Origin of the sequence: Billgrantia bachuensis, from assembly GCF_011742165.1 — a bacterium.
GTDB lineage: Bacteria > Pseudomonadota > Gammaproteobacteria > Pseudomonadales > Halomonadaceae > Halomonas > Halomonas bachuensis.
Map to the genome: position 1 here is coordinate 123,871 of NZ_JAAQTO010000023.1, position 24,198 is coordinate 148,068.

Consider the following 24,198-nt stretch of genomic DNA (forward strand, 5'->3'; position numbering starts at 1 on the left):
ACGATGCCATGCCGGTTCAGGCCCACCAGGGGAAAGGATATGCTGACGCTGCTCTCGTTTCTCGGCTTCACGGCGCTGGTCGCCGTCATCTCTTGGCTCAAGACACGACACGAGGATCTCAGCCAAATCACCGGCTACTTTCTGGCCGGGCGCAGCCTGGGCTGGATCGTGATCGCCGGCTCGCTGTTTCTGACCAACATCTCGGCAGAGCAACTGACCGGACTCAACGCCAACGCCTTCAGCAACGGCGCCAATGTCATGGCATGGGAGACGGTAGCGGCGCTGGCGCTGATAGCGCTGGCGTTCGTGTTCCTGCCGCGCTACCTGCGTTCCGGCATCGGCACCGTGCCGCAATTCCTGGAACACCGCTACGGCAAGCGGATGCGCACCGTTGCTTCGTTCATCTTCATCTATGCCATCGTGATCGGCTTCCTGCCGTTCGTCCTCTATGCCGGTGCCATTACGCTGGGCCAGCTGTTCGATGTCGAAAGCCTGTTGGGCATCGGCCAGACCGCGACCACCTGGGTCATGGTGATCGCCATCGGCGTGGTCGGCGGCGTCTACGCAGTGTTCGGCGGGCTCAAGGCGGTGGCGGTGTCCGACACCATTAACGGTATCGGGTTGTTGTTTGCGGGATTGCTGGTGCCGATTCTGGGGCTCCATGCGTTAGGGGGCGATGACTTCATGGTCGGCTGGCAAGTGCTGACCAGCCAAGCGCCTGAGCGACTCAATGCGGTGGGGATGACGGCGGATGCCAACATTCCTTGGTACGGCATGATCTCCGGGGTGCTGCTGATCAATCTGTTCTATTGGTGCACCAACCAGGCGATCGTGCAGCGGGCGCTAGGCGCACGCTCGCTGGCCGAGAGCCAGAAGGGCGTGCTGGCGGCGGGATTTCTCAAGTTGGCCGGGGTATTGATGCTGGTGTTGCCGGGCATCATCGCCTGGCACCTACATCAGCAGGGCATGCTGGAGATTCCCACCAAGCCGGGCAGCGATGTGCTAAACGCCGATGTCGCCTATCCCTTGCTGGTGCGGGAGATCCTGCCGACTTGGCTGACGGGGCTCTTCTGCGCGGCGGTGTTCGGCGCCATCCTCAGTTCCTTCAACAGCGGCGTTAACAGTCTGTCGACGCTGATCAGCCTGGATATCTATAAACAACTGCTCAAGCCCAGCGCCACCGATCGCGAAACCGTGGCCGTCGGGCGGGCATTCGCCGCCGTTACCATCGTGATCTGCATCGTTATCGCCCCCTATATCGCCAACGCCGACAGTCTCTACACCTTGATGCGCACCATCATGGCGGTGATCAACGTGCCGATCTTCACCGTGATTCTGTTCGGTGTGATGTCCAAACGCGCCCCGGCACTGGCGGGATACGTCGGGCTGGTGTTCGGCATGGGATTTTTCTATCTCACCCACTTCGTGCTGGGAGACGACCTTGGCTTCGCCCAGGTGCACTGGCTGCTGCTAGTGGGCATCAACTTCCTGCTGATGATCGGTGTGATGAGCGTAGTGCGATATCTCAAGCCGCTGCCCGAAGCGGTCGTGCTGCTGTCCGATGCCCATGGCCATCAAGTGGATATCACGCCCTGGCGCTATGCCCGCCATGCCAGCTGGATATTGGTGGGGCTGTTCGTACTGCTATATGCAGCGCTCTCGCCCTTGGGAGTGACTTCGCCGTCGGGGTCGCTGATGAGCGTCTTGGCAGTGAGCGTGGCGGCATTGCTGCTGCTTTACGGGCTCTATCGTCTGATCACAGCGCGTGGATGGCGGCAGCCGCTGGCGCAGAAAATCAGCAGATAGTGTTTCTTCTTTTCTCTCTTTCTCTGTAGAGCGATTCGTCATGACCATTACCGATTTGAAGACCCACGTTCTCGCTGCACCGCTGGAACAGCCATTTTCGTTCTCTCAGGGGTGGGTGCATCGGCGCACCGCGATGCTGGTGGAAATTCATACCGATGACGGCTTGGTGGGCTGGGGCGAATGTATCAACCACGGACTGCAGCCGCCCCAGGTCGCCCAGGCGATGGTCGAGCATGCGCTCAAGCCGTTGGTGATCGGACGTTCGATCTTCGATCGCGAGGTGCTGTGGGAAACGATGTACAACCATACCCGTCCCTACGGTCAGAAAGGGGCGGCGCTATTCGGCATTGCCGCGATCGATATTGCGCTGTGGGATCTCGTCGGCAAAACCTTGGGACAGCCGATCCATCGCCTGATGGGCGGCGCTTTTCGCAACGAGATTCGTCCCTACGCCACCGGCTTCTATCGTCGCGAGGGCGGTAAGTACCCCGAGGAAGTCGTCGAGGAGGCGCTGCGCCACCAGGCCAACGGCTATCGGGCAATGAAGCTCAAGACCGGCTTTGGTATCGAGGCCGATATCCGTGACATGCGTGCGGTACGCGAAGCGGTGGGGGACGACGCCGTGCTGATGATGGACGCCAACTGTGCCTACAGCGTGCCGGCGGCACGGCGCATTCTGATGGAGCTGGAAGAGACACGAGTGCATCTGTTCGAGGAGCCGTTGAGCCCGGAAAACCGCCATGGCTACCGCGAGCTCAAGGGTATCTCGCGTACCTGGATCGCCGCGGGCGAGAACGAGTACTCCAAGTTCGGCTATCGCGACCTGATCAGCGAAGGTGCGCTGGACATCATTCAACCGGATCTCGGCGCCGCCGGGGGTCTCACCGAGTGCCAGAAGATAGCCGCGATGTCCCAGGCCTGGCACGTGCCATTGATTCCTCACGTCTGGGGGACCGGCATCGGGCTGGCGGCGGCGGTGCAGTTCATCGCCACGCTGCCGCCACAGCCGCTGTCACTGAACCCGGACGAGCCGATGCTCGAGTACGACCAATCGGCCCACCCCTTCCGCCAGGAACTGATCGGCGGGGAATTCGCGCTCAACACCCGCGGTTGCGTGGAGGTGCCCGAAAAACCGGGCCTGGGTATCGAGATCGACCGTTCGATCGTCGATCACTACCGCATCGCCTGAGCCGCCCACTTCCCCGAAACTGGAGTCTGTCATGAGTAACACCAAGAAAGTGCTGCTGTTGGGTGTCGACGGCCTGATTCCCGAGCTCGTCGAACGCTTCTGCGCCGAGGGAGTGCTGCCCAACATTCAGCGCCTGCGAACGGAAGGCGGTAGCACCCGATTGCTGCCTTATATCTCGACCTGGGGCGACACCAACTTCGTCACCTTCCTCACCGGACAGGCACCGGGGAACAGTTGGGTGGGGCAACGTCTTCCGCCCAGCGGGACGCGAAATTTGTTGGAGTTGATGGCCGAAGCGGGGAAAAAGTGTGCGTTGGTACACTTTCCCGAGTCCCTCAAGCCCACCGGTAAGAACGATCTCTGCCTGGCGCCGTTCTGGAGCGGCAAAGGCCCGGCCCCGATGGAGATGGCCCCCGCTGGCCTGCACAGCACCGACCTCTCGCAGTGGCCTGACGTCCCTCAGAACGAGGCGCTGGGCTGGCCACCGAGCGATAGCTTGGCTCATCACCAGAAGCACAACCGCCACGCTATCGAGCGCTCCGAGGCTCACTACCATGCCGCGATCCGGCTCAATGGTGGCGACACTTTGGCGGTGACATTGCGCCCGGCAACCAACGCACAGCTGCAGCTGACAGTAAGGGAGAGCACAGCAATTCTGGGTGTAGGCGAGTGGAGCGACTGGTTGCCCATCGAGGCAAGCGATGAGCGGGGATACGTGCGCTTCAAGCTGCTGGCTTACGATGCCGAGCGGGAGCACGTGGATCTGCTGCAGTCACAGGTCACCGTGCCCAAGCGGCTGAGCAACCACCCTGCCCTAGCCGATTGGCTGACGCAGCGCCACGGGCCATTCATTTCCAAGTGGGCGGTGTCGGCAGACCCCGATACGCCCTATTTCGAAACCAGTTTCGAAGAGGGCCGCTATCAGCTGGAGTGGCTTGTCGACAGCGCCCTGACACTGCTCAACGAGGAGGACTTCCATCTGTTCGCCACGGTTTTTCGTCTCAATGACGAGACCCATCACACCTGCCTCGCCTATTGCGACCCTGAATCCCCTTTCTTCACCGTCGGTGGGCAGGAACGTTATCTGAACACCATCCGCCAGGCGTACCAAGTGCTCGATGACGCGGTGGGCCGCCTGCTAGCCGGCCGGCGCGACGACACGGTGATCGTGCTCGCCTCGGACCATGGTGACGTGCCGAACCATTACCTGTGCGATATCCATCGACGGCTGGCCGAATTCAACCTCTGTGCGCTCGACGAGCAGGGCCGACCGATACGCCAGCTCAGCCGGGCCTTTCTCAAGGATGAGCGCGGCGGCCTGGAAGTCTTCGTCAATCGCGACACGCTGGACGAGGGCATCGTTTCCGAGGCTGACGTGGCCGAAGTGCAGACGAAAATACTCAAGGCCTTGAACACGTGGTACATCGATACCCCGCAGGGTGAGCGTAACGTGACCGCTTTCGCCCTGAAGAAGCAGGACGCCGGCGTGCTGGGTTACTGGGGCGACGCCGCCGGGGATGTGCTGTTCGCTTACGCTTCGGGGTTCGTGTGGGGAGTCAACCGGCGCGGCGATACCGTGGCCGCCGTTGAGAACGCCGGAGCCAACCATGGCCCCCAGGTACCGTCCGCCAGCACCGCGTTCGCCTCCAATCATGGCCTGGCGATCCTCCACGGTGAAGGAATACGGCCCGGCTCCAAGTTGACGTTCGATACCCAACGAGGAATCCAGCGAATGGACAATGCCGGCGCCACGTTCGCGCGCCTGCTGGGCCTGGATACCTCCACCCTCGATGGCAAGCCACTGGATGCGCTGTTGGAGGCTCGTCGATGATGTGGGCTCCCCTGACGCGTGAGCGACGCGCCCACTACCCCACGCTGAGCGGGCGTCATGTCGTGATTACCGGCGGCGCATCGGGGATCGGAGCGGCGATGATCGAGGCCTTTCTGGCCCAGGGCAGCCAGGTATCGATCCTGGATATTGACGACGAAGCCGCACGGGCACTGCAAGCCACGCTGGGGAAGAGCGCATCGTTGAGCTACCGCCACTGCGATCTTACCGATATCGCCGTACTACGGGAGACGTTGAAGGACCTGGAACAGGGCTTGCCGATCGATGCCCTGATCAATAATGCGGCCAACGATCGGCGCCAGGCATTCGACGATATCGAACCGGAGGACTGGGACCACAGCCAGGCGACCAACTTGCGCCATCATTTTTTCGCCGCCCAGGCGGTGGCGCGAGGGATGCGCGAACGCGGGTGCGGTGTGATTCTCAATCTGGGCTCGGTGTCCTGGATGCGCGGCAACCCGTCGATGAGCGGGTATACCACAGCCAAGGCGGGCATCCATGGACTGACGCGCACTCTGGCTCGAGAGCTTGGCCCCCACGGTATTCGAGTCAATAGCCTGGTGCCGGGCGCCGTGATAACGGAAAAGCAGACACGACTGTGGCGAACTCCGGAGCAGGATGCCGAATTTCTCTCTCAGCAGTCGCTCAAGTTCCGCCTCGAGCCAGACGACATTTCTGCCATGGCACTATTTTTGGCCGCCGACGATAGTCGCGGCATGACTGCCCAGTCGATCGTTGTCGACGCTGGGTTAGCACATTGTTAGCTCCCGGGTAGCGCCGGCTGAATGCCATCCAGGCATGACTTGGGCCTATTCTCAAGACAATGACTGACCGTTATTGCCGAGCCTGAAGCGGCTGCTATGCTGTGACTTCAGCGCGGAGGAATGCAGCTCTCCTCAATGTGACGCAAGGTGTACTGCGCCATGCGTTGCCATGCTTCGTCGGTATCTCCTCGATAAGACAAGAGTCGCTCGCAGGCAAACTTGTTGTTGTCGTTCAGATCCAGCACCGCCAGCCTTACCCTTCCAATCAGAGTGCTCACTTTGTGAACCTCGCCGACAAGGAGATATCGAGCACCAGCGGTCTTGGCCTGCCTTGTCAGCGCGGCCAGGCCAGGGGTCCGGTGCGTGCAGCGTTCCATCTCGCACGTCAGGCCGACAAACGTGATCTCTTGGTTCCCGGCAAGACCGCCGTATAGCGTCTCATTGAGCGATTTCAGTCTCGCTTCGTACTCGGCGCTTTGATCCCGGACTTCGCCGGAGGTGTCCTGGAAATCGAACTGGGCCAAGGCCAGGGTCGTCTTTTCGGTATCGGCAATAATCGACGATGCCATTGCAATCGTGCTTGTCAGAAGCAGGAAAGACACTCCGCGCGCGATCCGGCGATATTTGTCCTGTGGGGTCATGGCGCCTCCTGATGGAGCCTGTGTCAGACGCGCCAAGGCCCATGCGGTGGTTCGTTCTAGTCTTAGTGCATGATCGGCTTTACCTCCACCAGAGGAGCCCGGATTCGTCGAGTTTCACGCACTGCGTGCATCGGGGCGGCTCACCTTGCCGCGTCGGCGGACGAGGCTTTGAACTGGGCGGGAGGCTCGTACGCCTTCACCAGGTCGATGAAGGCGCGCAAGGCCGCGGGCACGTGGCGATGGCCGGGGTAGTAGAGCATCAAGCCGGGATAGGGCGGGCTCCATGCTTCCAGCACCGCAACGAGCCGGCCCGATGCGAGCCGGTCGCGGGCCGCAACTTCAGGAACGAAGGCGATGCCGAGACCGTCGGTCGCCGCGTCGACCATGAGGCCGATGTCGTCGAGCGTCAGTGTGCCGGGTACATCGATGGCGATTTCCTGCCCTCGCCGTTCGAATTCCCAGCGGTATCGCTTACCGCTGGGTAGCCGTTGGCGTATGCAGTGATGCTGGCGGAGATCGTCGGGCACCTTGGGCGTGCCGAAGCGGTGCAAGTAGTCCGGCGAGGCCACGGCGAGGAATCGCAGATCATCGCCCAACTTCACCGCAATCATGTCCTGGGGCACCGCCTCACCCAGCCGGACCCCAGCATCAAACCCTTGCTCGACGATATCGACGAGCCGCCCTTCGCTGACGAGGTCGAGTTCCACCGCAGGGTATTGGCGCAGGTAGGCGGGAACGACATGGGCAAGCAGCAGCCGGATCGCCTCCTTGCCGGCATTGATGCGCAACTGGCCGCTGGGTTCGCCACGGTCTTCGGCGAGCGTATCCAGCGTGGCATCCAGTTCCCTCAGGGTCGGCGTATTCGCGCCAAAAACCGACTGCCAGCATCGGTCAGTGTGACACTGCGGGTGGTGCGGTGTAGCAACCTGACGCCGAGCTGCTCTTCCAGATGTCTCATTCGGTGGCTCAACGCCGAGCGCGAAACACCGATGAGATCGGCCGCGCGGCGAAAGCTCCGTTCGGCGGCCACCACGGCGAAGGCGTCCAGGTCGGCCAGAGTCGGCTTGGTCATTGGTGAATTCCTCTCACGTCTTCATCCCATACTAGACGACTTCTGCTTTCCAATCGGGAGCACCACCATGGAGTGGCCAACCCACCCGTAGGAAGGAACAGAACGATGAGCAAAACATGGTTGATTACCGGCGCCTCCTCAGGCCTCGGCCGATTGATGACGGAACGCCTGCTGGCGCGTGGCGATCGCGTGGTCGCCACGCTGCGCCGGGAAGGCGTGCTCGACGAACTGCAACAAGCTCATGGCGAACGCCTGCTGGTGCTGAAACTCGATCTTACCGATGTGGCCGGGATCCGCGAGGTTACACGCCAGGCCTTCGGGCGTATGGGAAGGATCGATGTGGTGGTGTCCAACGCCGGCTATGGGCTCTTCGGTGCGGCCGAAGAGCTCAGCGACGAGCAGATCGACCATCAGATCGCGACCAACCTCACCGGTTCGATCCAGTTGATTCGCGCGGCACTGCCACACCTGCGCGCCCAGGGCGGCGGGCGCATCGTGCAGGTCTCCTCCGAAGGCGGCCAGAAGGCCTATCCCAACTTCTCGCTCTACCACGCCACCAAGTGGGGCATCGAGGGCTTCGTCGAATCGACGGCGCAGGAAGTGGCGCCGCTCGGGATCGACTTCATCCTGGTCGAACCGGGCCCCACCGCGACCGACTTCGCCGCCGGGCTCGTGCAAGGCACACCGTTAGAGGTCTACGACGCAACGCCAGCAGGCGATGTCAGGCGTGCCCTGGCGGATGGCAGCTTCGAGATAAAGGGCGATGCCGCCAGGACGGTGGACGCCATGATCACCGCCGCCGACGCGCCGAAACCACCCTTGCGGCTGGCACTCGGCAGCACGGCGTATACGGGCATCAAGCAAGCGCTGGAAGAGCGGCTTCAGACGCTCGAGGCACAGCGCGAAGTGGCCTTTTCAGCCGATGCGGATTGAGCGTTATCGGTCGATATGAATTCGTACTGCACGCAAAAGGAGGGAGCCGGGTGCTCCCTCCTTCGTTTTGGCTCACGAAGATTGGACCAGTCCCCCGGCGGCCTGCTGGTGCATAAGCCGTCCGGAAAGCCTTCTCGGCCGATGTCGCCAAGGCGCCGCCCGGAGACAGCGCCGGCTTCGGCTTACTGGCTACAACTTCCTGACCTTGCCATGCTCAGCTTGCTTATCTCTTCCTTGCCCTGCTCTTCATCGACGAGCCGGAGATTGGCGCCACCGACGAAGGCCCCCATTTTGATGTATTGCTCAACAAAATAGTTGTTTCCCGATTCCGTCATGAGGCTCAGCGTATTGGGAGAAAATTCGGACTCAGTGGCAACTTCGTGCTCCTGATCACCCTCCACTTGATGGTAGAAAAAAACTCCCCGGGCACTTTCACCGATGCACTCACCGTCAATCCAAATGTCTTTCTTCAGCGCAGCCCCGAAAGGGGATTGTTTGCGAAAGACATACACACCTGCCATTCCCTCTTCCGGGGCTTCGAACTGCTTGGCTTGAGATGACTCCTGCTGCGGTGCCATGTTGACCGAGGCACACCCTGTCATCAAAGCCAGCACCGCCATGGCAGCTGCGGTTTTGATTAGCTTCATTTCAGTTCCCTTTTTTGCGTTTGCTAGCAGCTTCAAGCCACTTTTACTGGCCCACAGGCCACTCTATTTGGCTCTTGCCAAATTCTTTTTATGCATGACAAAACCTCCACGCTCTTCCGCCTCTCCTAAGTATTCGAAGAGTTGGGCTTGGCATTCGAGGTTATTCCTTTGAATCGATGAAAAGGTGGTACAAAGCTCTAAAGAATCCATTTCTATTTAGCATCCTTGCGTACGGGCTATCGTTATCGTGTTTGTGGCCAAGCTTACCATTCAAGGCTGGCTCTCTCTCATGCGCTGGGTCAACGGAAGCCAGCGAAGCGCTACAAGGCGTATGTCAAAACCCATCCGACGCCAGCGGCAGCCATACGTGCTCGTAGCCGATGGTGATCGCAACCCACACCAGCAGTGCCGCCATGGCGAGGCTGAAGCCCTTGAGAAGCCTCGGGTTCTCGATTCGCTATCCAAGCACGGCGCCCATCAGCGCGTAACTGCTGGGGGCGCCGAAGGCCAGCACGGCAAGCCCTAGCGACCAGAACAGCAGGCTCACGCCGTGGATGCCGGCGGCGGGGAATTGGATGGTGGCGATCGGCAGGGTCGCGATCATGCCCTTGGGGTTGCACAGTTGCATGATCAGACCGTCGCGAAACTGCAGCACGCGCGGCGCTTCGCGTACCTTGCCCAGGTCGATGCTCGAGCGAGCAATCTTGACCGCCAGATAGAGGATGTACCCGCACCCCACCGCCCCCACCATGGCAAGCATGTCGCCCCGCACCCAGGCCGCGCCGGCCCAGCCGAACAGCAGGAAGAGCGTGAGCATGGCCAGCCCCACGCCGACGAAGAAGCCGAGGGAAGTTCTGGCCTGCCCGTTGAGGCCGGCATTCAGGCCGAGCAGGTTCACAGGCCCAGGCGTGTACATGACGCCCAGTGCATAGGCGACGATCTCCATGGGATTCTCTCCGACAGGAAGTGCGTTAGGTGGCCGAGCGGCCGGGATTACACGCTGCTAGGTGACGCTGCGTTGGTATGCATGCGGCGTCATTCCATAGATGCGCTTGAAGCGGCGGTTGAAGTGGCTGAGGTCGGTAAAGCCATAGCGGAAGGCCACCTCGTTGGGTGCCACGCCGGCCTCCAGGGCGTTGCGCGCGGCATTGGCCCGGCAGCTCAATACGTACTGGTGCGGCGTGATGCCGAACTGCTGTCGGAACAGGCGCAGGAAGTGGTACTTCGATAAATGTGCGGCCTGGCTGATGTCGTCCAGCGAGAGATCCGCCTCCAGATGCGCGTGGACATATTCCTTGGCGCGCAGCAGCAGCGCATCGGGCCGGCTTACCGTGCCGCCCGGCTGGAACTTGCCGGCACGCTGCACCAGGCGAGTCGCCATGCGATGCAGGGCATGCTCCTGGTCGATGCGCGTGCCCTGTTGATGGATCATGAGCCCGGCCAGATCGAGGATGGCACGGCGCAGCTCTGGGTCCGCCAGCAGGGTGTCGCTACCTTGGAACCGGCCGGCCCGCTGGCTTCCTGCCGCGTCGGCGAACGAGGCCTCGAGCTGAGCGGAAGGCACGTAGAGCATCACGTAGCCCAACGTGCTGTCGTCGCCCGGGTGGCCGTCGTGCACCTGCTCGGGGTTGAACTGGATGACGTTGCCGGGCGGGCTGCGATGGTACTGGCCGCCGCTGAAGAAGTCCTGCCGCCCGGAGAGGGTGACGCCGAAGGCGTACTCCTCATGGGCATGTCGGTCGTAGCTGAAATCACTCAGTGCCGCCTGGAGCACCGTAAGCTCGGGGATATGCTGACTCTTGAAGTACTCAAACCGGCTGGACTGCTTCGCCATGCCACACCTCCCTGAACGCCATACAGGGATAGCGTAAGCCGAGCCTCAGGGAAAGGCTTGGATATTATTGCGGAAAGCGGCCAAGGGAGATAATTCCCGGCATAGTAACTCTGGCAATAGCTACAACCTCGACAATTGGCGCGCCGTGGCGATCAGCAGATCCGAGAGGTTCTGCTCAAGCTCCTCGGGCATGCTCCGCACCCGGGACATCGAGATGCTGACCGCCGCTCGCGGTCGGTTGTGCCTATCCAGTACCGGTACGGCAATCGAAATGTCGGAGAGAAAATACTCTTCCACCGACAGGGCATACCCCTGGCGCCGGAAGCGGGCCAAGCGTTCCATGATCGCCGGCACCTCGTGCACGGTGTTCGGCGTATAGGCCTTGCGCTGCGTTCGCTCCAGAATCGCTTGCGCCTCCCCCTCTTCCAGCTGCGACAGCATCGCCAGCCCGGGCGCCGTACAGAACGCCGGCAGGCGCGATCCAATGGTGATGTCGGTATCCAGCATGTTGCGGCTCAGCAAGCGGGAGAGATACACCACGTCTTGCCCGTCCAGGATCGTCAGGCTGACCGAGCCTTCTGTCTCCTTGCTCAGGTTCAGCAGGTAGGGGCGTACCTTGTCGACCAGTGGATGCGCATGGAGGTAGTGCGCGGCGATGTCCAGCGTGCGCACGCTGGGTTCGATCAACTGCGTCTCCTCGTTGCGTTGCAAGTAGCCTAGCTGCGTCAAGGTATGAACGAAACGCTGCGCCGCACTCCGATCCATGTCGCAGCGTTCCGCCAGCTGCTTGACGCTCATCGCAGGGTGTTCGGCATCGAAGACCTCGAGGATCCGAAACGCCTTCACCACGCTCTTGACCATCAAGCGGTCCACTTTTTCTTTTTCGCTCAAAGCCTTACCCCTCCCAAGCCGGATCTTTTCGCAAGAAAAGTCGTTTCTTGTGTTGATTTTGGGTTTTACAACGCTCGCCATTCGACTACATTGATTAAATGTAGATCATGCCTGATCGCATTGCAATCACAAAGACGCAAACAACCGAGAGGCAATCATGTCCGAACACATCCTCACCAACAAGCAAGGCCGTGTCGGCGTCATCACCCTGAACCGCCCCGAAGTCCTCAATGCCTGGCACAGCGAGATGCGTCAGCAGCTCATCGCCGCGCTCGACGAGTTCACGAAGGACGACTCGCTCGGCGCCATCGTGCTGACCGGAGCGGGCGAGCGAGCCTTCAGTGCCGGCCAGGATCTCAACGAGACCCGGTCCTTCGACGCCGAACGGGCCAAGAGCTGGGTGGGAGAGTGGGAGACCCTCTACGGCAAGCTGCGCAGCAGCCCCAAGCCCATCATTGCCGCGCTCAACGGAGTGGCGGCCGGTTCGGCCTTCCAGGTTGCCCTGCTGTGCGACTTCCGCGTCGCCCATGCCGACGTTCGCATGGGGCAGCCCGAAATCAACTCGGGTATCGCCAGCACCACCGGCCCCTGGATCATGCGCGAACACCTGGGGCTCGCTCGTACCATCGATCTGACCCTGAGCGGTCGCCTGATGAATGCCGACGAGTCGCATGCCCTCGGCTTGATCAACCGCCTGGTCGCTGCCGACCAGGTGCTGCCGGAAGCGCTGGCGCTGGGGGAGGAACTCGCCGACAAGCCGCCCGTTGCGATGCGTCTGGATCGTCAGCGCTTCAAGGAGATCACCGAGCCGGGCTTTCGCGACTGCCTCGAGGCGGGGGTTCGCATCCAGGGCGAGGCCTACGCCTCGGGCGAGCCGGCACGCATGATGGAGCTCTTCCTCAAGCGCCGAAACGGTTGAATCGAGATCTGACCACATGATATTCAACCTCAACGATCCCAGTTTCATCCTCGCGCTGCGCGATATCGCAACGCGCGAGCCGGAGCGTTTGTTCGGGCACTTTGATCAACGCCCCCTGACGTTCGGCGAGCTCGACCGCCAGGCCGAGGCGCTCGCCGCCTACCTGAGCCGGGAGTTGGGCATACGCCCCGGCGAGCGTGCCGCGGTCATGATGCACAACGGCCCCGAGGCCATCGCCATTCTGTTCGCCCTGGCCAAGGCCGGTATCGTCTGGGTGCCGGTCAATGCTCGCCAGCGCGGCAATGGATTGAAGTACATCCTCGAGCATTGCGACCCCGCGGTCCTGTTCACCGATACCGACCTGTGGCCGGTCGTCGTCGATAGCGGGGCGGCATTCGCGGGCAAGGCGCTGCTGCTGGGAGGCGCGGAAGACACGATCACCGAGCATCTGAAAGGCAAGGAGAGACTGGACGCACCGGCGCCGGCCATGTCGGAGCTGTACGCCTTGATGTACACCTCCGGCACGACGGGCAAGCCCAAGGGGGTGCGCGTCACGCACGCGATGATGGCCTACGCCCTGAAGAGCGTCGAGCTGCTGTGCTCCATCAAGCCAGGTGACGTCTTCTTCCAGTGGGAGCCCTTCTATCACATCGGCGGCGCCCAGATGCTGTTGCTGCCGCTGTTCTTCGATGTGCGGCTCAGCCTGACCGAGCGCTTCAGTGCCAGTCGCTTCTGGGAGCAGGTCAATGCCAGTGGCGCGACCCACATCCATTATCTGGGTGGCGTGCTGCAGATCCTGCTGAAGCAACCGCCCAGCGAGCTGGAAAGCGCACACAACGTGCGTATCGCCTGGGGTGGGGGCTGTCCTAGCGACATCTGGTCGACCCTTCAGGATCGCTTCGGCTTCGAAATACGCGAGTGCTACGGCATGACGGAAGCCTCGAGCCTGACCACCTTCAATGCTGAAGGAAAGCCAGGGTCGGTGGGCCGTGCCGTCCCCTGGCTGGACGTCACCATTCACGATGATCGGGGCCGCCCGGTACCGACAGGCGAACCGGGCCAGGTGGTGGTCCGTGAAACGCAGCCCGGCGTGCTGTTCGATGGCTACTTCCGCAACGCCGAGGCCACGGAGAAAACGCTGGCAAACGGCGTGCTACATACCGGCGACCGCGGCTGGCTCGATGCGGACGGCTTTCTCTACTTTCTCGGGCGCATCACCGATAGCGTGCGCTGTCGGGGCGAGAACGTTTCGGCCTGGGAGGTGGAGTCGGTCACCCAGCAGCACCCCGATGTAGAAGAGTGCGCGATGATCGGTGTCGCCGCCGACATCGGTGAGCAGGAGATCAAGCTCTTCCTGAAGCCGAAAGCCGGTCGCGACATCGAGCCTCGTGAGCTTTACCTGTGGCTGAAGGAGCGCCTGGCCTCCTACCAGTGCCCGCGCTATCTCGCCATCGTGGATGAGTTCGAGCGAACTCCCAGTCACCGCATCGTCAAGCACAGCCTGCCCAAGACCCTACACGAAGCCTGGGATAGCCAACGGCTTCATTGAGCGTGAACCAGAGGTAAAAGATGGACAATAACGACAAGAGAAAAGACCCGACCACCCTTCCTACAACTAGAAAAGAGGAGACCAACAGCATGGTCCATGTACTGCGCAAGACCGCCGCCATTACCTCGTTGACCCTGGCAGTCAATGGCCTGGCCCACGCCGACGTCTGGGACCTTCCTTCCCCGCAGCCTTCGGACAACTACATCACCGAGAACGTCAGTTGGTTCGCCGATCAGGTGCGGGAGGCCACGGATGGCGAACTGGACATACGCGTTCACCCGAGCGGTTCGCTGTTCCCCGGCGATCAGATCAAGCGCGCCGTTCAGCGCGACCAGGCACAGATAGGCGTTCATGTCCTGTCCGCCCACCAGAACGAGAACGTCCTTTACGGCATCGATTCCGTGCCTTTCCTGGCGGATTCCTTCGAAGAATCCGCACGGCTCTGGGAAGTGACCAGGCCGGCACTGGACGAGATGATGGCGGAACAGAACCTTCAGCTGCTCTATCACATCCCCTGGCCCCCGCAAGGCATCTTCTTCGACCGCGAGATCGAGTCGCCCGAAGATGCGGAGGGCCTCAAGTTCCGGGCCTATAATACGGCGACGGCACGCTTTGCCGAGCTGATGGGAATGACGCCGACCCTGATCGAGGAAGCCGAGCTTTCGCAGGCGGCCGCCACCGGCATGGTGCAATCGCTGATCTCCTCCGGCGACCCCGTCTACAACCACCAGCTTTGGGACTATCTGCCCCACTTCTACGATGCCAAGGCTTGGCTCGTGCTCAGCCACGTCTTCGTCAACAAGGACCGCTGGGAAGCTCTCGACGAGGAAACGAGGCAGGAAGTCCTGGCCATTGCCGCAGAAGCCGAGCAGCGCGGCGAGGAGCAGGCCAGGGAACTCACCGATGAACTCAAGAGCCGACTGAGCGACAAGGGCGTTGCGATCAACCAGCCCAACGAGGAGCTGCAAGCGGAATTCAACCGCATCGGTGAAGCGATGCAGGCGGAGTGGCTGGAGAAGGCCGGCCCGCAAGGCCAGCAACTGGTAGAGGAATATCGTGCCATGCAGTGACGGCACGGTTCATGTCCCCATTCCGCGGAATGGGGACTCCGCTTAGCTGGTTGAACTAGAGGTCGCTCCCATGAATTCCTCCACTCCCCGTGCAGCCAGGTGGCTGGAAACGCTCTATCGCGTCTTCGGGTATCTCGCCGCGCTATGCATTTTCATCATGCTGGTCGTGATCGTCGTCCAGGTGATGCTGCGCTGGAGCGGCATGACCCTGCCTGGCGCCACCAACTATGCCGGCTACCTGATGGGCGCCAGCACATTCCTTGCCGCGGCCTACACCTTTCATGAAGGCGGGCATATCCGCGTCGGTCTCCTGGTGGAACGGCTCGGGCGCTTTCGCCCCATCGGCGAGCTGTGGTGCCTGCTGGTCGCGGGCGGCATCGCCGGCTTCATCACGTGGCACGCCTTCGATGCGGCCTATTGGTCATATCGGTTTGGCGACGTCTCATCAGGGCAAGATGCCATGGCGCTCTGGATACCCCAATCGCTGCTCGCGCTCGGCTCCACGGCCTTCACGATCTCGATCGTCGACCATTTCGTGCGCACCCTGGCCGTGCTGTTTCGTCCCGCACGCGCCAACCACCACGGACCCCATCCCGTGAGGAGTCTCTGATGGATTTCACCGAACTGGCCATTGCGCTTCTGCTCATCCTTTTCCTGCTGCTGGGCTCCGGTGTCTGGGTGGCCCTGTCCCTGGTCGGGGTGGCTATCGTGTGCATCGCGTTCTTCACGGGCCGCCCCATCGGAGCCTCGATGTACAGCACGCTTTGGACGTCTTCGACAAGCTGGACGCTCACGGCCCTTCCTCTGTTCATCTGGATGGGAGAAATTCTCTACCGTACGCGGCTTTCCGAAAGCCTCTTCCGCGGATTGAGCCCTTGGCTCAGTTGGCTGCCTGGGCGGCTGATGCATACCAACGTCATCGGCTGCACCCTGTTCGCCGCGGTCTCGGGTTCTTCCGCCGCCACGCTGACCACCGTGGGCAAGATGTCCATGCCTGAGCTCAAAAAGCGCGGTTATTCCGACTTCATGAGCGTGGGAACACTGGCCGGCGCCTCCACCCTTGGCCTGATGATTCCCCCCTCGCTGACCATGATCGTCTATGGCGTGATCACCAATCAGTCCATCCCCAAGCTTTTTATCGCGGGGATACTTCCTGGCTTGATATTGGCCGCGCTGTTCATGGGGTATGTCGTGGCCTGGGGAATCCTGAAGAAGCCCAACATCGACAAAGAACCGGCCATGACGATGAAGCATCGCCTCTATGAATCGCGCCTGCTGATTCCTGTCGCACTGTTGATTATCACCGTGATCGGCTCGATGTACTCCGGCCTCGCTACCGCGACGGAAGCCGCTGCCCTCGGGGTCGTCGGTGCCCTGCTGCTCGCTGCCATACAGCGAAGCCTGACCTTCTCTTCGCTGGTGGAGAGCCTGATGGGGGCAGCGAAGACTTCCTGCATGATTGCCCTGATACTGGCAGGCGCCTCGTTTCTGACGCTGGCAATGGGCTTTACGGGACTTCCGCGCGGTCTGGCCGAGTGGGTGGGCACGCTGGATCTCACGCCTTTCATGCTGCTGCTGGCCCTGATGTTCGTCTACATCGTGCTGGGCTGCTTTCTCGACGGCATCTCGGCGGTGGTGCTGACCATGGCCGTCGTCACGCCCATGCTCAACGCAGCCGGTATCGATCTGCTCTGGTTCGGTATCTTCGTCCTGGTCATGGTGGAGATGGCGCAGATAACGCCCCCGGTCGGCTTTAATCTTTTCGTCATGAAGGGTCTGACCAACCACAGCCTCGGCTTTATCGCCAAGGCCGCGGCGCCGATGTTCCTGATCATGGCGCTCATGGCGCTGCTGCTGATTGCCTTCCCCGGCCTTGCCACTTTCCTGCCCGGCTACATGAATGAAGCCACGATGTGACTTCGATATCGGCCTTGTCGTTGCGCCCCCGATTGGGCACGCGTCTGGGCGATTCGAAGCATGGGGGAAACAGGATTCAACCGAGCGGTAAATGCAGGATGGCGCCGCGCAGGCTGCGCTCGTCGGCCCAGAGCTTGCCCAGAGTGATGGGCAGACGAAAGCGGCGCTTGCCGGCTGCGCCGGGGTTGAACAGCAGTCGGCCGCCCTGCCATTCGTGACGCGGCTTGTGGGAGTGGCCGTGGAGCACGACGTCGCAGGAGGTGGCCGGGTCGAATTCCTGCAGAATATGCACCAGGTGCAGGCGCCAGCCGTTGACGGTGAGATTCCAGGTCAACGGCAGCGCCTCGGCCCAGGCGGCGGTGTCGATATTGCCGCGCACCGCCACCACCGGAGCCAGCTCCGCCAGCCGCTCGAGGATGGCGGCGTCCTCATCCCGGCTACCCACGTCGCCCAGATGCAGAATGAGCTCGCAGCCCTCCAGCATCGTCAGCGCCTCAGGGCGCAGCAGCCCATGGGTATCGCTGATGACGCCGATTGGCAGCTCGGTAGTGATCGAGGACGTCATGGCTCACGCGTGGCACTCACGCCCTTCCAGTCTTCGAGGTCCAACTCGGGCCGCTCGGCACGGAAGCGGGCGTAGAGCTCGATACCGCGCGAATCTTCCAGAATATCCACCTGAATGCCCTTGTCGCGCAGCAGGAGTTCCGTGCCAGAGGCATTGGTGACATCGCCCACCACCACGCGGGAGAAGCCCCGCATGTGAAGCAGGGTTGCACAGACCTCGCAGGGGCTCAGTGAGGTAAAGAGCGTGGCTTGGCTGAAGTCGCGGCGGCCGGCATCGCGAATGGCGGAGGTTTCGCCGTGGTTGTAGGGATGATTCTCCTGCACCAGGGTGTTGTGCCCCTTGCCGAGGATACGACGCATGGCGTTGTCGACGATCACCGCACCGATGGGGCAGCCGCCCTCGTCATGGCTCTTTTGCGCCAGCAGCACCGCGACCCGCATGAAGTCGGCATCGGTCAATCGCTGGGTGAACGCATCGTCCATCAGCATCGGCAGGCTGGCGGTAGGCATGTGCGCGATGGCGGCCAGGGCTGCCTCCGTCACCTCCGATTGTGAATTCAATAGCGCTTCCATGGTGCCTCCGCCTGAGTTTAGGGGTGTGTCACTTCATTTCGAAGCCGCGCTTGGTCAGGAACTCGCGCATATGGGCGCGCAGCTTGCTGTCGAACAGCGGGGTGAGATTGCGTGACCAATTGGTGTCCTTGTTGCCGCCCTTGCGCTCGCTGTAATAGGCCTGCATGGCCTCGTCGAAGGCCGCCACCTGCTCGTCGTCGTCGGTGTAGTAGTCCTCCTTGAGGATAGCTTCCACCGGCAGGCGTGGTTTGACGTCCGGATCGATGGCCGGATAGCCGAGACACATGCCGAACACCGGGAAAACGTGCTCCGGCAGGCGCAGCAGGTCGCTGATGGCCTGGGGGTTGTTGCGAATACCACCGATGTAGCAGATGCCGAGCCCCTCGGATTCGGCGGCGATGGCGACGTTCTGGGCCATCAGTGCGGTATCCACGCTTGCCACCAGCAGCTGCTCGGTCATGCCGCGCACGACGTTGGCGCCGGTGCGTTCGGAAGCCTCGGTGGGGCGCTTCATGTCGGCGCAGAACACCAGGAAGTCGGAGGCGGTGGCGACATATGACTGGCCGCCGGCCAGCTCGGCAATCATTTCGCGATTGGCCGGATCCTTCACGTGAATGACGGTGTAAGCCTGGACGTGGCTCGACGTCGCCGCGGCTTGGCCGGCGCGAACCAATTCCCGCAGCAGCTCGGCAGGAATCTTCCGGTCGGTGAATTTGCGAATCGAGCGATGTGCTTTCAGCAGTTCGATGGTGGGATTCATGTCGCCTCGCGTAATGTCTGTCGATCGTTACTCTGCTTAGTATCTTTCATTGGCGGGGGCATTGCATTGTCTGCCCTGGGATGGAGAGTCCGGCAAGCTGCGCCGAACGTTAGCGGCCCTTGTAAACCAAATGCGAATCGTACTCGAAGATAATATCAAGTGGCTGAATTTCAAGGAAAAATTGACCACACCCATCGATTCACTCTAGGATGAGCCAATCTACCCCCTCACGCTAATACAGGGAACCGCATGAAAGGCAAACAGACCATCATCGACGCCTTGAACGGCCTGCTGGCGGCGGAGCTCGCCGCCATGGACCAGTACTTCATCCATTCCGAGATGTACGCCGACTGGGGGCTCACCAAGCTTTATGAGCGCATCGCCCATGAATTCGACGATGAAAAGGGCCATGCCAAGCAATTGATCGAGCGGATCCTGTTTCTGGAAGGCAAGCCCGACATGCATACCCGTACCCCGGTACGCGTCGGCCAGGACGTCGAGGAAATGCTCGGCAACGACCTCCAGCTCGAATACGAGGTGGGAGATGCCCTGAAGGAAGCCATTGCCCTGTGCGAGCGGGAGCAGGATTTCCAGACCCGCAACGTATTGCTGGGACTGCTCGCCGATACCGAAGAAGACCATGCCTATTGGCTCGAGCAGCAGCTACGGCTGATCAAGATGCTGGGCAAACCGAACTACCTTCTCTCCCAGATGTGAGCCCAGGGCGCCCGGCCGAGATTGCCATGCTAAGCTCAAGTGTCTCATTAGCTCGATAACGGAATGACGCATGGAAGAGATCGGCCTGAGATGGCTGCTGGGCCAAGGTGTCAGCCTGGTGGCGCTGGCCCTGTGCATCGTAGCCTTCGCCAGCAAGCGCGACGATCGGCTGTTCGTGCTGCTGCTGTTCGCCAACGTTGCCTTCGCCGCGCAGTTCGCCCTCTTCGAGAGCTGGGTGGCCGCGGGCATCTCGGCGCTGATCGTGCTGCGCATCGCCCTGGTGCGTCGCTTCCCGCGCAATCGCGCGTTCATGCTCGGCATGCTGCTCGCCACTCTGGTGGTCGCCCTGCTGACCTGGAGTGGCCCGCGCGACATCCCGGCCCTGGCCGCGGGCCTGCTCGGCACCTACGGCATGTTCATGCTGAGCGGCATTCCCATGCGCATTGCACTGGCTACAGCGGCGCTGTGCTGGGTTGCCAGCAACGTGCTGGCGGGCTCGATCGGCGGCACCATCGCCGAGAGCCTGATCTTCCTGACCAATGTGATCACCATGCTGCGCCTACGGCGCGATGCGCGGTTGCAGTGCTCGGCGTGAGATTTCCTGTTTCTTTATGTCATGTCGCTATGGCTTGTAGCGCGTCAATGCGATACCGCATGCGATTAGACCAGACGAGATGAACCGCCAGACGCCGAAGCCTTCCTTCAAGATGAAAGTGGAAATCAGCGCCGCGAACAGTACGCTGGTTTCACGCAGGGACGAAACCATGCCGAGCGGGGCATAAGCCATTGCCCAAATGACGATCCAGTATGCGCCGACTTGCATACCTCCACCGATGGCTGCAGGGACTAAGCTGCCGCCAGCAATGTTTTTTATCGCTTTGAACTTCCAGGTAAGAGCAATGAGGAACGTCAGCAAACCGTTGCCTATCGTCAAGCACACCGCGAAGCCTAAAGCCGAGCCAGCTTGCCGCGCCCCCAAGCCGCCCACCAGCGTGTAGGAAGCGATTAAAGCCCCCGTGCCGAGGGCCAGCATTATGGCACGAGGATTACTGGTAACACCGGCTCTTGTATCGAATGCTAGCGACATCACGCCAACCGACAGGAAGAGCACCCCGAGTAGCGGAAGGAAGCTCAGTACTTCACCAGCGAACACGGCGGCCCCCAAGGTAACAAGCAAAGGCGCCGATCCTCGAGCGATAGGATAGACCTGTCCAAAGTCACCATAGTGATAGGCCATGGGCAGACAGAAGTGATAAGCCGTGTGAATCAAGATGGCCAAAGCGAGAAGTGGCCAGCTAGCGGGATCCGGGAGTATCACGAAGGGTAAGGCGAACGCAGAGAGGAGACTTCCAAATAGCGTAATTACCGCCATGACAGCGATTCTGTCACCACCTACTTTGACAACAGCGTTCCAACTTGCATTGAAAAATGCGGCCAGCAATACGACCAAAAAGATCTCAACGCTCATTTCATCCCCGTTCCATGGCCATACGCAGTTACTCAGTGAGCGACGGCCTAACTGAGCGCATGCCGATCGCACGGTTTAGCGGGAGGCGCCCATCCAGACGTCCATCCACGAAATAGCCTGCCCGCTTTCTTTATGATTCCTCAGCTTAGCAGCTGGGTTCGTGCTTGGCTGACAAGTTGCCGTAATGCTGGGATTCGCACTTGGCGCCAGGCTGCGCCAATGTCGCTTGAGGATGCGTTTGTGCACCTCGGCCATGGCATCTCTTTCAGCTGAAAAATCCACTGGATGCAGGTGCGCTCAATGGTGTCGTTAAGCGGCGGCGTACGCAGACCTGAACGTTGTCAAGGCCAGGTACGCTGGCACCACGCTCATGGCAAGCCGCCTAGGCCAACCCTCGCCCGCTTACAGCTCCGGCCTTGGCTGGCTGAAGTCCACTACGGGGCGTACTTCGATGGCTCCGATACTGGCCAACGGATGTCCACTTGCTACTCGGGTGGCTTCCCCAAGGTCCTGCGCCTTGATGAGAATGAAACCGCCCAACACTTCCTGGGTTTCCATGAAGGGGCCGTCCGTCGCCAGCACTCCACCTTCTCGCTTCCGCACGACCTGGCCAGTTTCCGGCAGCTCCAGAGCTTCGCCCATGACGAAGTGGCCGCTCGCCTTCAGCACCTCGTCGTAGCTCGTGCACTTCCCGAGCACTGCGTTGGCTTCGGGGCTGCCGCCAAAAAGCACCTTGGGATCGTAGTAGATGAAGCAGGCGTAGCGCATGCTGGGCTCCTTTCGTTGTGTGTATGGTTCATTATCGTTTTGGCGCTCATGTTTTCGACATGTCAGGTCCTGTCGAAATCGCTGTGGCCCAATCGACTAGCAGGAGTCAGCACAATCGACTAACCCTGTTACACAACCCGATGTAGTTTGCTTATGTCGCGCATGATCTTCGTGAACCTACCCGTTGCCGATCTGAAAAAATCGATGGCGTTCTACGAGGCGCTGGGCTTTACCAACAACCCGCATTTCACCGACGAGACGGCAGCGGGCATGGTGTTGAGCGAGACGATCCATGTGATGCTGCTCACTCATGACAAATGGCGCACCTTCACCGACCGCCCGATTCCGCCGGCCGACTCCAGCGAAGTAATGCTCGCCCTCTCGTGTGAGAACCGCGAGGCGGTGGATGCCATGTGCAAGGCAGCTTCGGCCAATGGCGGCACGGCGGATATCAACCCTCCCCAGGACCACGGTTTCATGTACGGTCGCTCCCTGGCAGACCTCGATGGCCACGTCTGGGAGTCATTCTGGATGGATCCGGCGGCCATTCCCCAGGATGGGGCCACAGGCTGACAGGAAGCGTCACGATACAGGGGAGGGAGAACGCATGCTGTCGTTGATTCTGTGGTTTTCCGCCATCGGTTGTGGACTTGTCGCCGGGCTCTACTTCGCCTTCTCGGGATTCATCATGCAAGCCCTCGGCCGCATCGACCTGGGGGCCGGCATCAGTGCCATGAACGCGATCAACAAGGTCATCCTCCGCTCCCCGTTCATGCCGCTCTTCTTCGGCACGACTCTCGCCAGCGCTGTGCTGGCCGCCCTTGCCCCGATGCGCTGGGGCGAGCCTGGAACAGCGCTGATGCTAGCAGGCGGGCTGATCTACGTAATCGGCATGTTCGGCGTCACGTTGGCCTTGAACGTGCCGCTCAACAACGAACTGGCCAGAGCTGCGGTGACTAGCGATGCGACCGCCGTCTGGCCGCGCTACTTGAAGCATTGGACACTTTGGAATCATGTACGCACGGTCGCGTCGACGGTCGCTTGCAGCTGCTTCATCGCGGCCCTGTTGGCTGTATGAGCGAGGGATTGGCCCATTTACGCCGCCCCGTGAGCACATTCCGCCCCCGCTCAGTCAGGGCGAGCTGGCGGTGGGGCCATTCCCGGTGGGTAGCGCTGATATCGAGAAGCGGCTGGGGTGCGGCGATCAGCGGCTGGAGTAGCCACCAGAACATCAGGTCGCCCAGGTAGGGCAGCGGTTCGTACTCGCGCATCAGGTACGAGAATGCCTTGCCCACCGCTAGCGGGCCGTGGTCGCGCACGATTTCGAGCGTCAACCGTTCCGTCAGGCCGAGGCCGGTATCCGGTGATGGAAACTCCTGCAGGTGCCGGGCCAGCGCGCGGCCCATCATCGGCAGAGCCGGTGTGCCGGTGGCGGCGAGCGCTTGCAGCGGTTCAAGGCTGCCCGCGGTAAGCGCCCGCCAGGCCCGGGTGCCCAGTTCGAGCAGTGGCGCCTCGACGGGGCGCCGCTGTCGCCACAGCCAGGCCAGTAGATCCGGCGCAAGCTGGCCGATGCCGATAAAACGCTCCACCCCGGGCACTGACTCTACCGCCACCAGCTCGATCCGCGCCTTGGGCGGATTGATTCGCAGGCGGTGCAGCAGGTAGGCGAGAATCAGTTGATCGTAGCTGTCGTGCTCGAACCACAGCACCAGCCGTTTATAACGCTCGAGCTGGTTCAAGGCCTCGTAGCCCTTGCGCAACCGGGCCAGGGCATCCCGCTCGGACATGCCGGAAACCTCCGCCAGGAAGCCGGCCCGCAGCCGCATCAGCTCCTCGGGCGACAGGGCGCGCAGCGGGCCGATGCAGAACGGATCCGAGAACTCGAGGAAGTCGCCCTCGAAGCCGGCGGAGCGCAGGCTGTGCTCGATATCCGAGCCGCAGCGAATGTGCAGCGTGGCCATATCGCGGTCGCCGCATTCACTCAACAGCCGCCGCGAGGCATCGAGCGATTCGATATGTGACTTGAACTTCGCCCAACTGGGAAAACCGCATTCGCGGGCGATGACGAACTGGGCGTCGGCCAGTTTCAGCGGCGTCTGGCGCGGCGGTATGTGCTGAAGCATCCTCGCCAGGGCGGGCGGTTCGTCGGCACGGGCGGCCTTGAGCAGTTCCTTGGCGCGCTTGCGCTGCTGTTCGAGATTGAAGCGGCCGTGAGACGTGGCGTCACGCCGGGGGAGCGTGGACATACGATTCCCTCCATGCGCCTG

Annotated in this window: 27 protein-coding genes; 14 read left to right on the forward strand and 13 right to left on the reverse strand. The window is 61.4% G+C overall.

Features of this window, described 5'->3' with window-relative positions:
• The first annotated feature begins 39 nt into the window (after positions 1–39).
• Genes HBJ55_RS09475 through HBJ55_RS09490 form a run of 4 tightly spaced genes read left to right on the forward strand, consistent with a single transcriptional unit; the run spans position 40 to position 5,608 of the window.
• Positions 40–1,806 (forward strand): solute:sodium symporter family transporter, encoded by a 1,767-nt coding sequence (locus HBJ55_RS09475; protein ID WP_167113414.1) that lies wholly within the window; start codon positions 40–42, stop codon positions 1,804–1,806.
• 40 nt (positions 1,807–1,846) lie between these two features.
• Positions 1,847–2,995: a mandelate racemase/muconate lactonizing enzyme family protein gene (locus tag HBJ55_RS09480; protein WP_167113416.1), complete on the forward strand. Its 1,149-nt coding sequence runs from the start codon at positions 1,847–1,849 to the stop codon at positions 2,993–2,995.
• A gap of 31 nt (positions 2,996–3,026) precedes the next feature.
• Positions 3,027–4,826 carry an alkaline phosphatase family protein gene (locus tag HBJ55_RS09485; protein ID WP_167113418.1) on the forward strand — a complete coding sequence of 600 codons (1,800 nt, stop codon included), beginning with the start codon at positions 3,027–3,029 and terminating at the stop codon, positions 4,824–4,826.
• The gene (locus tag HBJ55_RS09490; RefSeq protein WP_240936048.1) at positions 4,823–5,608 is read left to right on the forward strand and encodes an SDR family NAD(P)-dependent oxidoreductase; all 786 of its coding nucleotides are present in this window, start codon (positions 4,823–4,825) and stop codon (positions 5,606–5,608) included. The genes HBJ55_RS09485 and HBJ55_RS09490 overlap by 4 nt, the downstream gene beginning before the upstream one ends.
• Positions 5,609–5,715: 107 nt before the next feature.
• On the opposite strand, the gene HBJ55_RS09495 is transcribed toward HBJ55_RS09490, so the two are convergent.
• The 3 genes from HBJ55_RS09495 to HBJ55_RS22385 form a co-directional block, all read right to left on the reverse strand.
• Entirely contained in the window at positions 5,716–6,249 is a 534-nt protein-coding gene (locus HBJ55_RS09495; RefSeq protein ID WP_167113420.1) for a DUF2380 domain-containing protein, read from the reverse strand.
• 140 nt (positions 6,250–6,389) lie between these two features.
• Positions 6,390–7,037, reverse strand: coding sequence for a LysR substrate-binding domain-containing protein (locus HBJ55_RS09500; protein WP_240936049.1), 648 nt, complete (start codon positions 7,035–7,037; stop codon positions 6,390–6,392).
• A gap of 59 nt (positions 7,038–7,096) precedes the next feature.
• Entirely contained in the window at positions 7,097–7,321 is a 225-nt protein-coding gene (locus HBJ55_RS22385) for a LysR family transcriptional regulator (protein ID WP_240936050.1), read from the reverse strand.
• Between the two features lie 105 nt (positions 7,322–7,426).
• On the opposite strand from HBJ55_RS22385, the gene HBJ55_RS09505 reads away from it, so the two are divergent.
• Positions 7,427–8,254, forward strand: coding sequence for an SDR family oxidoreductase (locus tag HBJ55_RS09505; RefSeq protein WP_167113422.1), 828 nt, complete (start codon positions 7,427–7,429; stop codon positions 8,252–8,254).
• Positions 8,255–8,436: 182 nt separating this feature from the next.
• Here HBJ55_RS09505 and HBJ55_RS09510 read toward each other — a convergent pair whose 3' ends face one another.
• The 4 genes from HBJ55_RS09510 to HBJ55_RS09525 all read right to left on the reverse strand — a co-directional run bounded on the left by HBJ55_RS09510 (position 8,437) and on the right by HBJ55_RS09525 (position 11,626).
• Positions 8,437–8,901 (reverse strand): DUF2846 domain-containing protein, encoded by a 465-nt coding sequence (locus HBJ55_RS09510; protein ID WP_167113424.1) that lies wholly within the window; start codon positions 8,899–8,901, stop codon positions 8,437–8,439.
• Positions 8,902–9,358: 457 nt separating this feature from the next.
• The gene (locus HBJ55_RS09515; protein ID WP_338071993.1) at positions 9,359–9,847 is read right to left on the reverse strand and encodes a LysE family translocator; all 489 of its coding nucleotides are present in this window, start codon (positions 9,845–9,847) and stop codon (positions 9,359–9,361) included.
• A gap of 57 nt (positions 9,848–9,904) precedes the next feature.
• Positions 9,905–10,735 (reverse strand): AraC family transcriptional regulator, encoded by an 831-nt coding sequence (locus HBJ55_RS09520; RefSeq protein WP_167113426.1) that lies wholly within the window; start codon positions 10,733–10,735, stop codon positions 9,905–9,907.
• Between the two features lie 120 nt (positions 10,736–10,855).
• Entirely contained in the window at positions 10,856–11,626 is a 771-nt protein-coding gene (locus tag HBJ55_RS09525) for an IclR family transcriptional regulator (protein WP_167113428.1), read from the reverse strand.
• Positions 11,627–11,783: 157 nt separating this feature from the next.
• Here HBJ55_RS09525 and HBJ55_RS09530 point away from each other — a divergent pair, with 157 nt between their 5' ends.
• The 5 genes from HBJ55_RS09530 (at position 11,784) to HBJ55_RS09550 (ending at position 17,081) form a co-directional block, all read left to right on the forward strand.
• Positions 11,784–12,545, forward strand: a complete 762-nt coding sequence (locus HBJ55_RS09530; protein ID WP_167113430.1) for an enoyl-CoA hydratase/isomerase family protein — start codon at positions 11,784–11,786, stop codon at positions 12,543–12,545.
• 16 nt (positions 12,546–12,561) lie between these two features.
• Positions 12,562–14,094: a class I adenylate-forming enzyme family protein gene (locus tag HBJ55_RS09535; protein WP_167113433.1), complete on the forward strand. Its 1,533-nt coding sequence runs from the start codon at positions 12,562–12,564 to the stop codon at positions 14,092–14,094.
• A gap of 89 nt (positions 14,095–14,183) precedes the next feature.
• On the forward strand, positions 14,184–15,164 hold the full coding sequence (locus HBJ55_RS09540; RefSeq protein WP_167113435.1) for a TRAP transporter substrate-binding protein: 981 nt from the start codon (positions 14,184–14,186) through the stop codon (positions 15,162–15,164).
• A gap of 70 nt (positions 15,165–15,234) precedes the next feature.
• On the forward strand, positions 15,235–15,774 hold the full coding sequence (locus HBJ55_RS09545) for a TRAP transporter small permease subunit (protein WP_167113437.1): 540 nt from the start codon (positions 15,235–15,237) through the stop codon (positions 15,772–15,774).
• A complete protein-coding gene (locus HBJ55_RS09550) occupies positions 15,774–17,081 on the forward strand; it encodes a TRAP transporter large permease (protein WP_104203885.1) in 1,308 nt (435 codons plus the stop codon). Before HBJ55_RS09545 ends, HBJ55_RS09550 begins: the two co-directional genes overlap by 1 nt.
• 76 nt (positions 17,082–17,157) lie before the next feature.
• Here HBJ55_RS09550 and HBJ55_RS09555 read toward each other — a convergent pair whose 3' ends face one another.
• From HBJ55_RS09555 to nfsA, 3 genes are read right to left on the reverse strand one after another with little or no spacing between them, the layout of a single operon-like run.
• Complete coding sequence (locus HBJ55_RS09555; RefSeq protein WP_167113439.1) at positions 17,158–17,646, reverse strand: metallophosphoesterase family protein; 489 nt, start codon at positions 17,644–17,646, stop codon at positions 17,158–17,160.
• Positions 17,643–18,218 (reverse strand): nucleoside deaminase, encoded by a 576-nt coding sequence (locus HBJ55_RS09560; protein WP_167113441.1) that lies wholly within the window; start codon positions 18,216–18,218, stop codon positions 17,643–17,645. Before HBJ55_RS09560 ends, HBJ55_RS09555 begins: the two co-directional genes overlap by 4 nt.
• 28 nt (positions 18,219–18,246) lie before the next feature.
• A complete protein-coding gene (nfsA, locus tag HBJ55_RS09565; RefSeq protein ID WP_167113443.1) occupies positions 18,247–18,978 on the reverse strand; it encodes an oxygen-insensitive NADPH nitroreductase in 732 nt (243 codons plus the stop codon).
• A 249-nt stretch (positions 18,979–19,227) separates the two neighbouring features.
• Between nfsA and bfr the strand changes: the two genes are divergently transcribed.
• Positions 19,228–19,695: a bacterioferritin gene (gene bfr, locus HBJ55_RS09570; protein WP_167113445.1), complete on the forward strand. Its 468-nt coding sequence runs from the start codon at positions 19,228–19,230 to the stop codon at positions 19,693–19,695.
• A gap of 70 nt (positions 19,696–19,765) precedes the next feature.
• Positions 19,766–20,290: a YgjV family protein gene (locus HBJ55_RS09575; RefSeq protein WP_167113447.1), complete on the forward strand. Its 525-nt coding sequence runs from the start codon at positions 19,766–19,768 to the stop codon at positions 20,288–20,290.
• Positions 20,291–20,317: 27 nt separating this feature from the next.
• On the opposite strand, the gene HBJ55_RS09580 is transcribed toward HBJ55_RS09575, so the two are convergent.
• On the reverse strand, positions 20,318–21,163 hold the full coding sequence (locus tag HBJ55_RS09580; protein ID WP_167113449.1) for an EamA family transporter: 846 nt from the start codon (positions 21,161–21,163) through the stop codon (positions 20,318–20,320).
• A gap of 402 nt (positions 21,164–21,565) precedes the next feature.
• Positions 21,566–21,931, reverse strand: coding sequence for a YciI family protein (locus tag HBJ55_RS09585; RefSeq protein WP_167113451.1), 366 nt, complete (start codon positions 21,929–21,931; stop codon positions 21,566–21,568).
• A gap of 153 nt (positions 21,932–22,084) precedes the next feature.
• Here HBJ55_RS09585 and HBJ55_RS09590 point away from each other — a divergent pair, with 153 nt between their 5' ends.
• Positions 22,085–22,504 carry a VOC family protein gene (locus tag HBJ55_RS09590; RefSeq protein ID WP_167113453.1) on the forward strand — a complete coding sequence of 140 codons (420 nt, stop codon included), beginning with the start codon at positions 22,085–22,087 and terminating at the stop codon, positions 22,502–22,504.
• Positions 22,505–22,538: 34 nt separating this feature from the next.
• Positions 22,539–23,009: an anthrone oxygenase family protein gene (locus HBJ55_RS09595; RefSeq protein ID WP_167113455.1), complete on the forward strand. Its 471-nt coding sequence runs from the start codon at positions 22,539–22,541 to the stop codon at positions 23,007–23,009.
• On the opposite strand, the gene HBJ55_RS09600 is transcribed toward HBJ55_RS09595, so the two are convergent.
• Positions 22,984–24,177 carry a DUF1835 domain-containing protein gene (locus tag HBJ55_RS09600; RefSeq protein WP_167113457.1) on the reverse strand — a complete coding sequence of 398 codons (1,194 nt, stop codon included), beginning with the start codon at positions 24,175–24,177 and terminating at the stop codon, positions 22,984–22,986. The genes HBJ55_RS09595 and HBJ55_RS09600 overlap by 26 nt on opposite strands.
• Between the last annotated feature and the right edge of the window lie 21 nt (positions 24,178–24,198).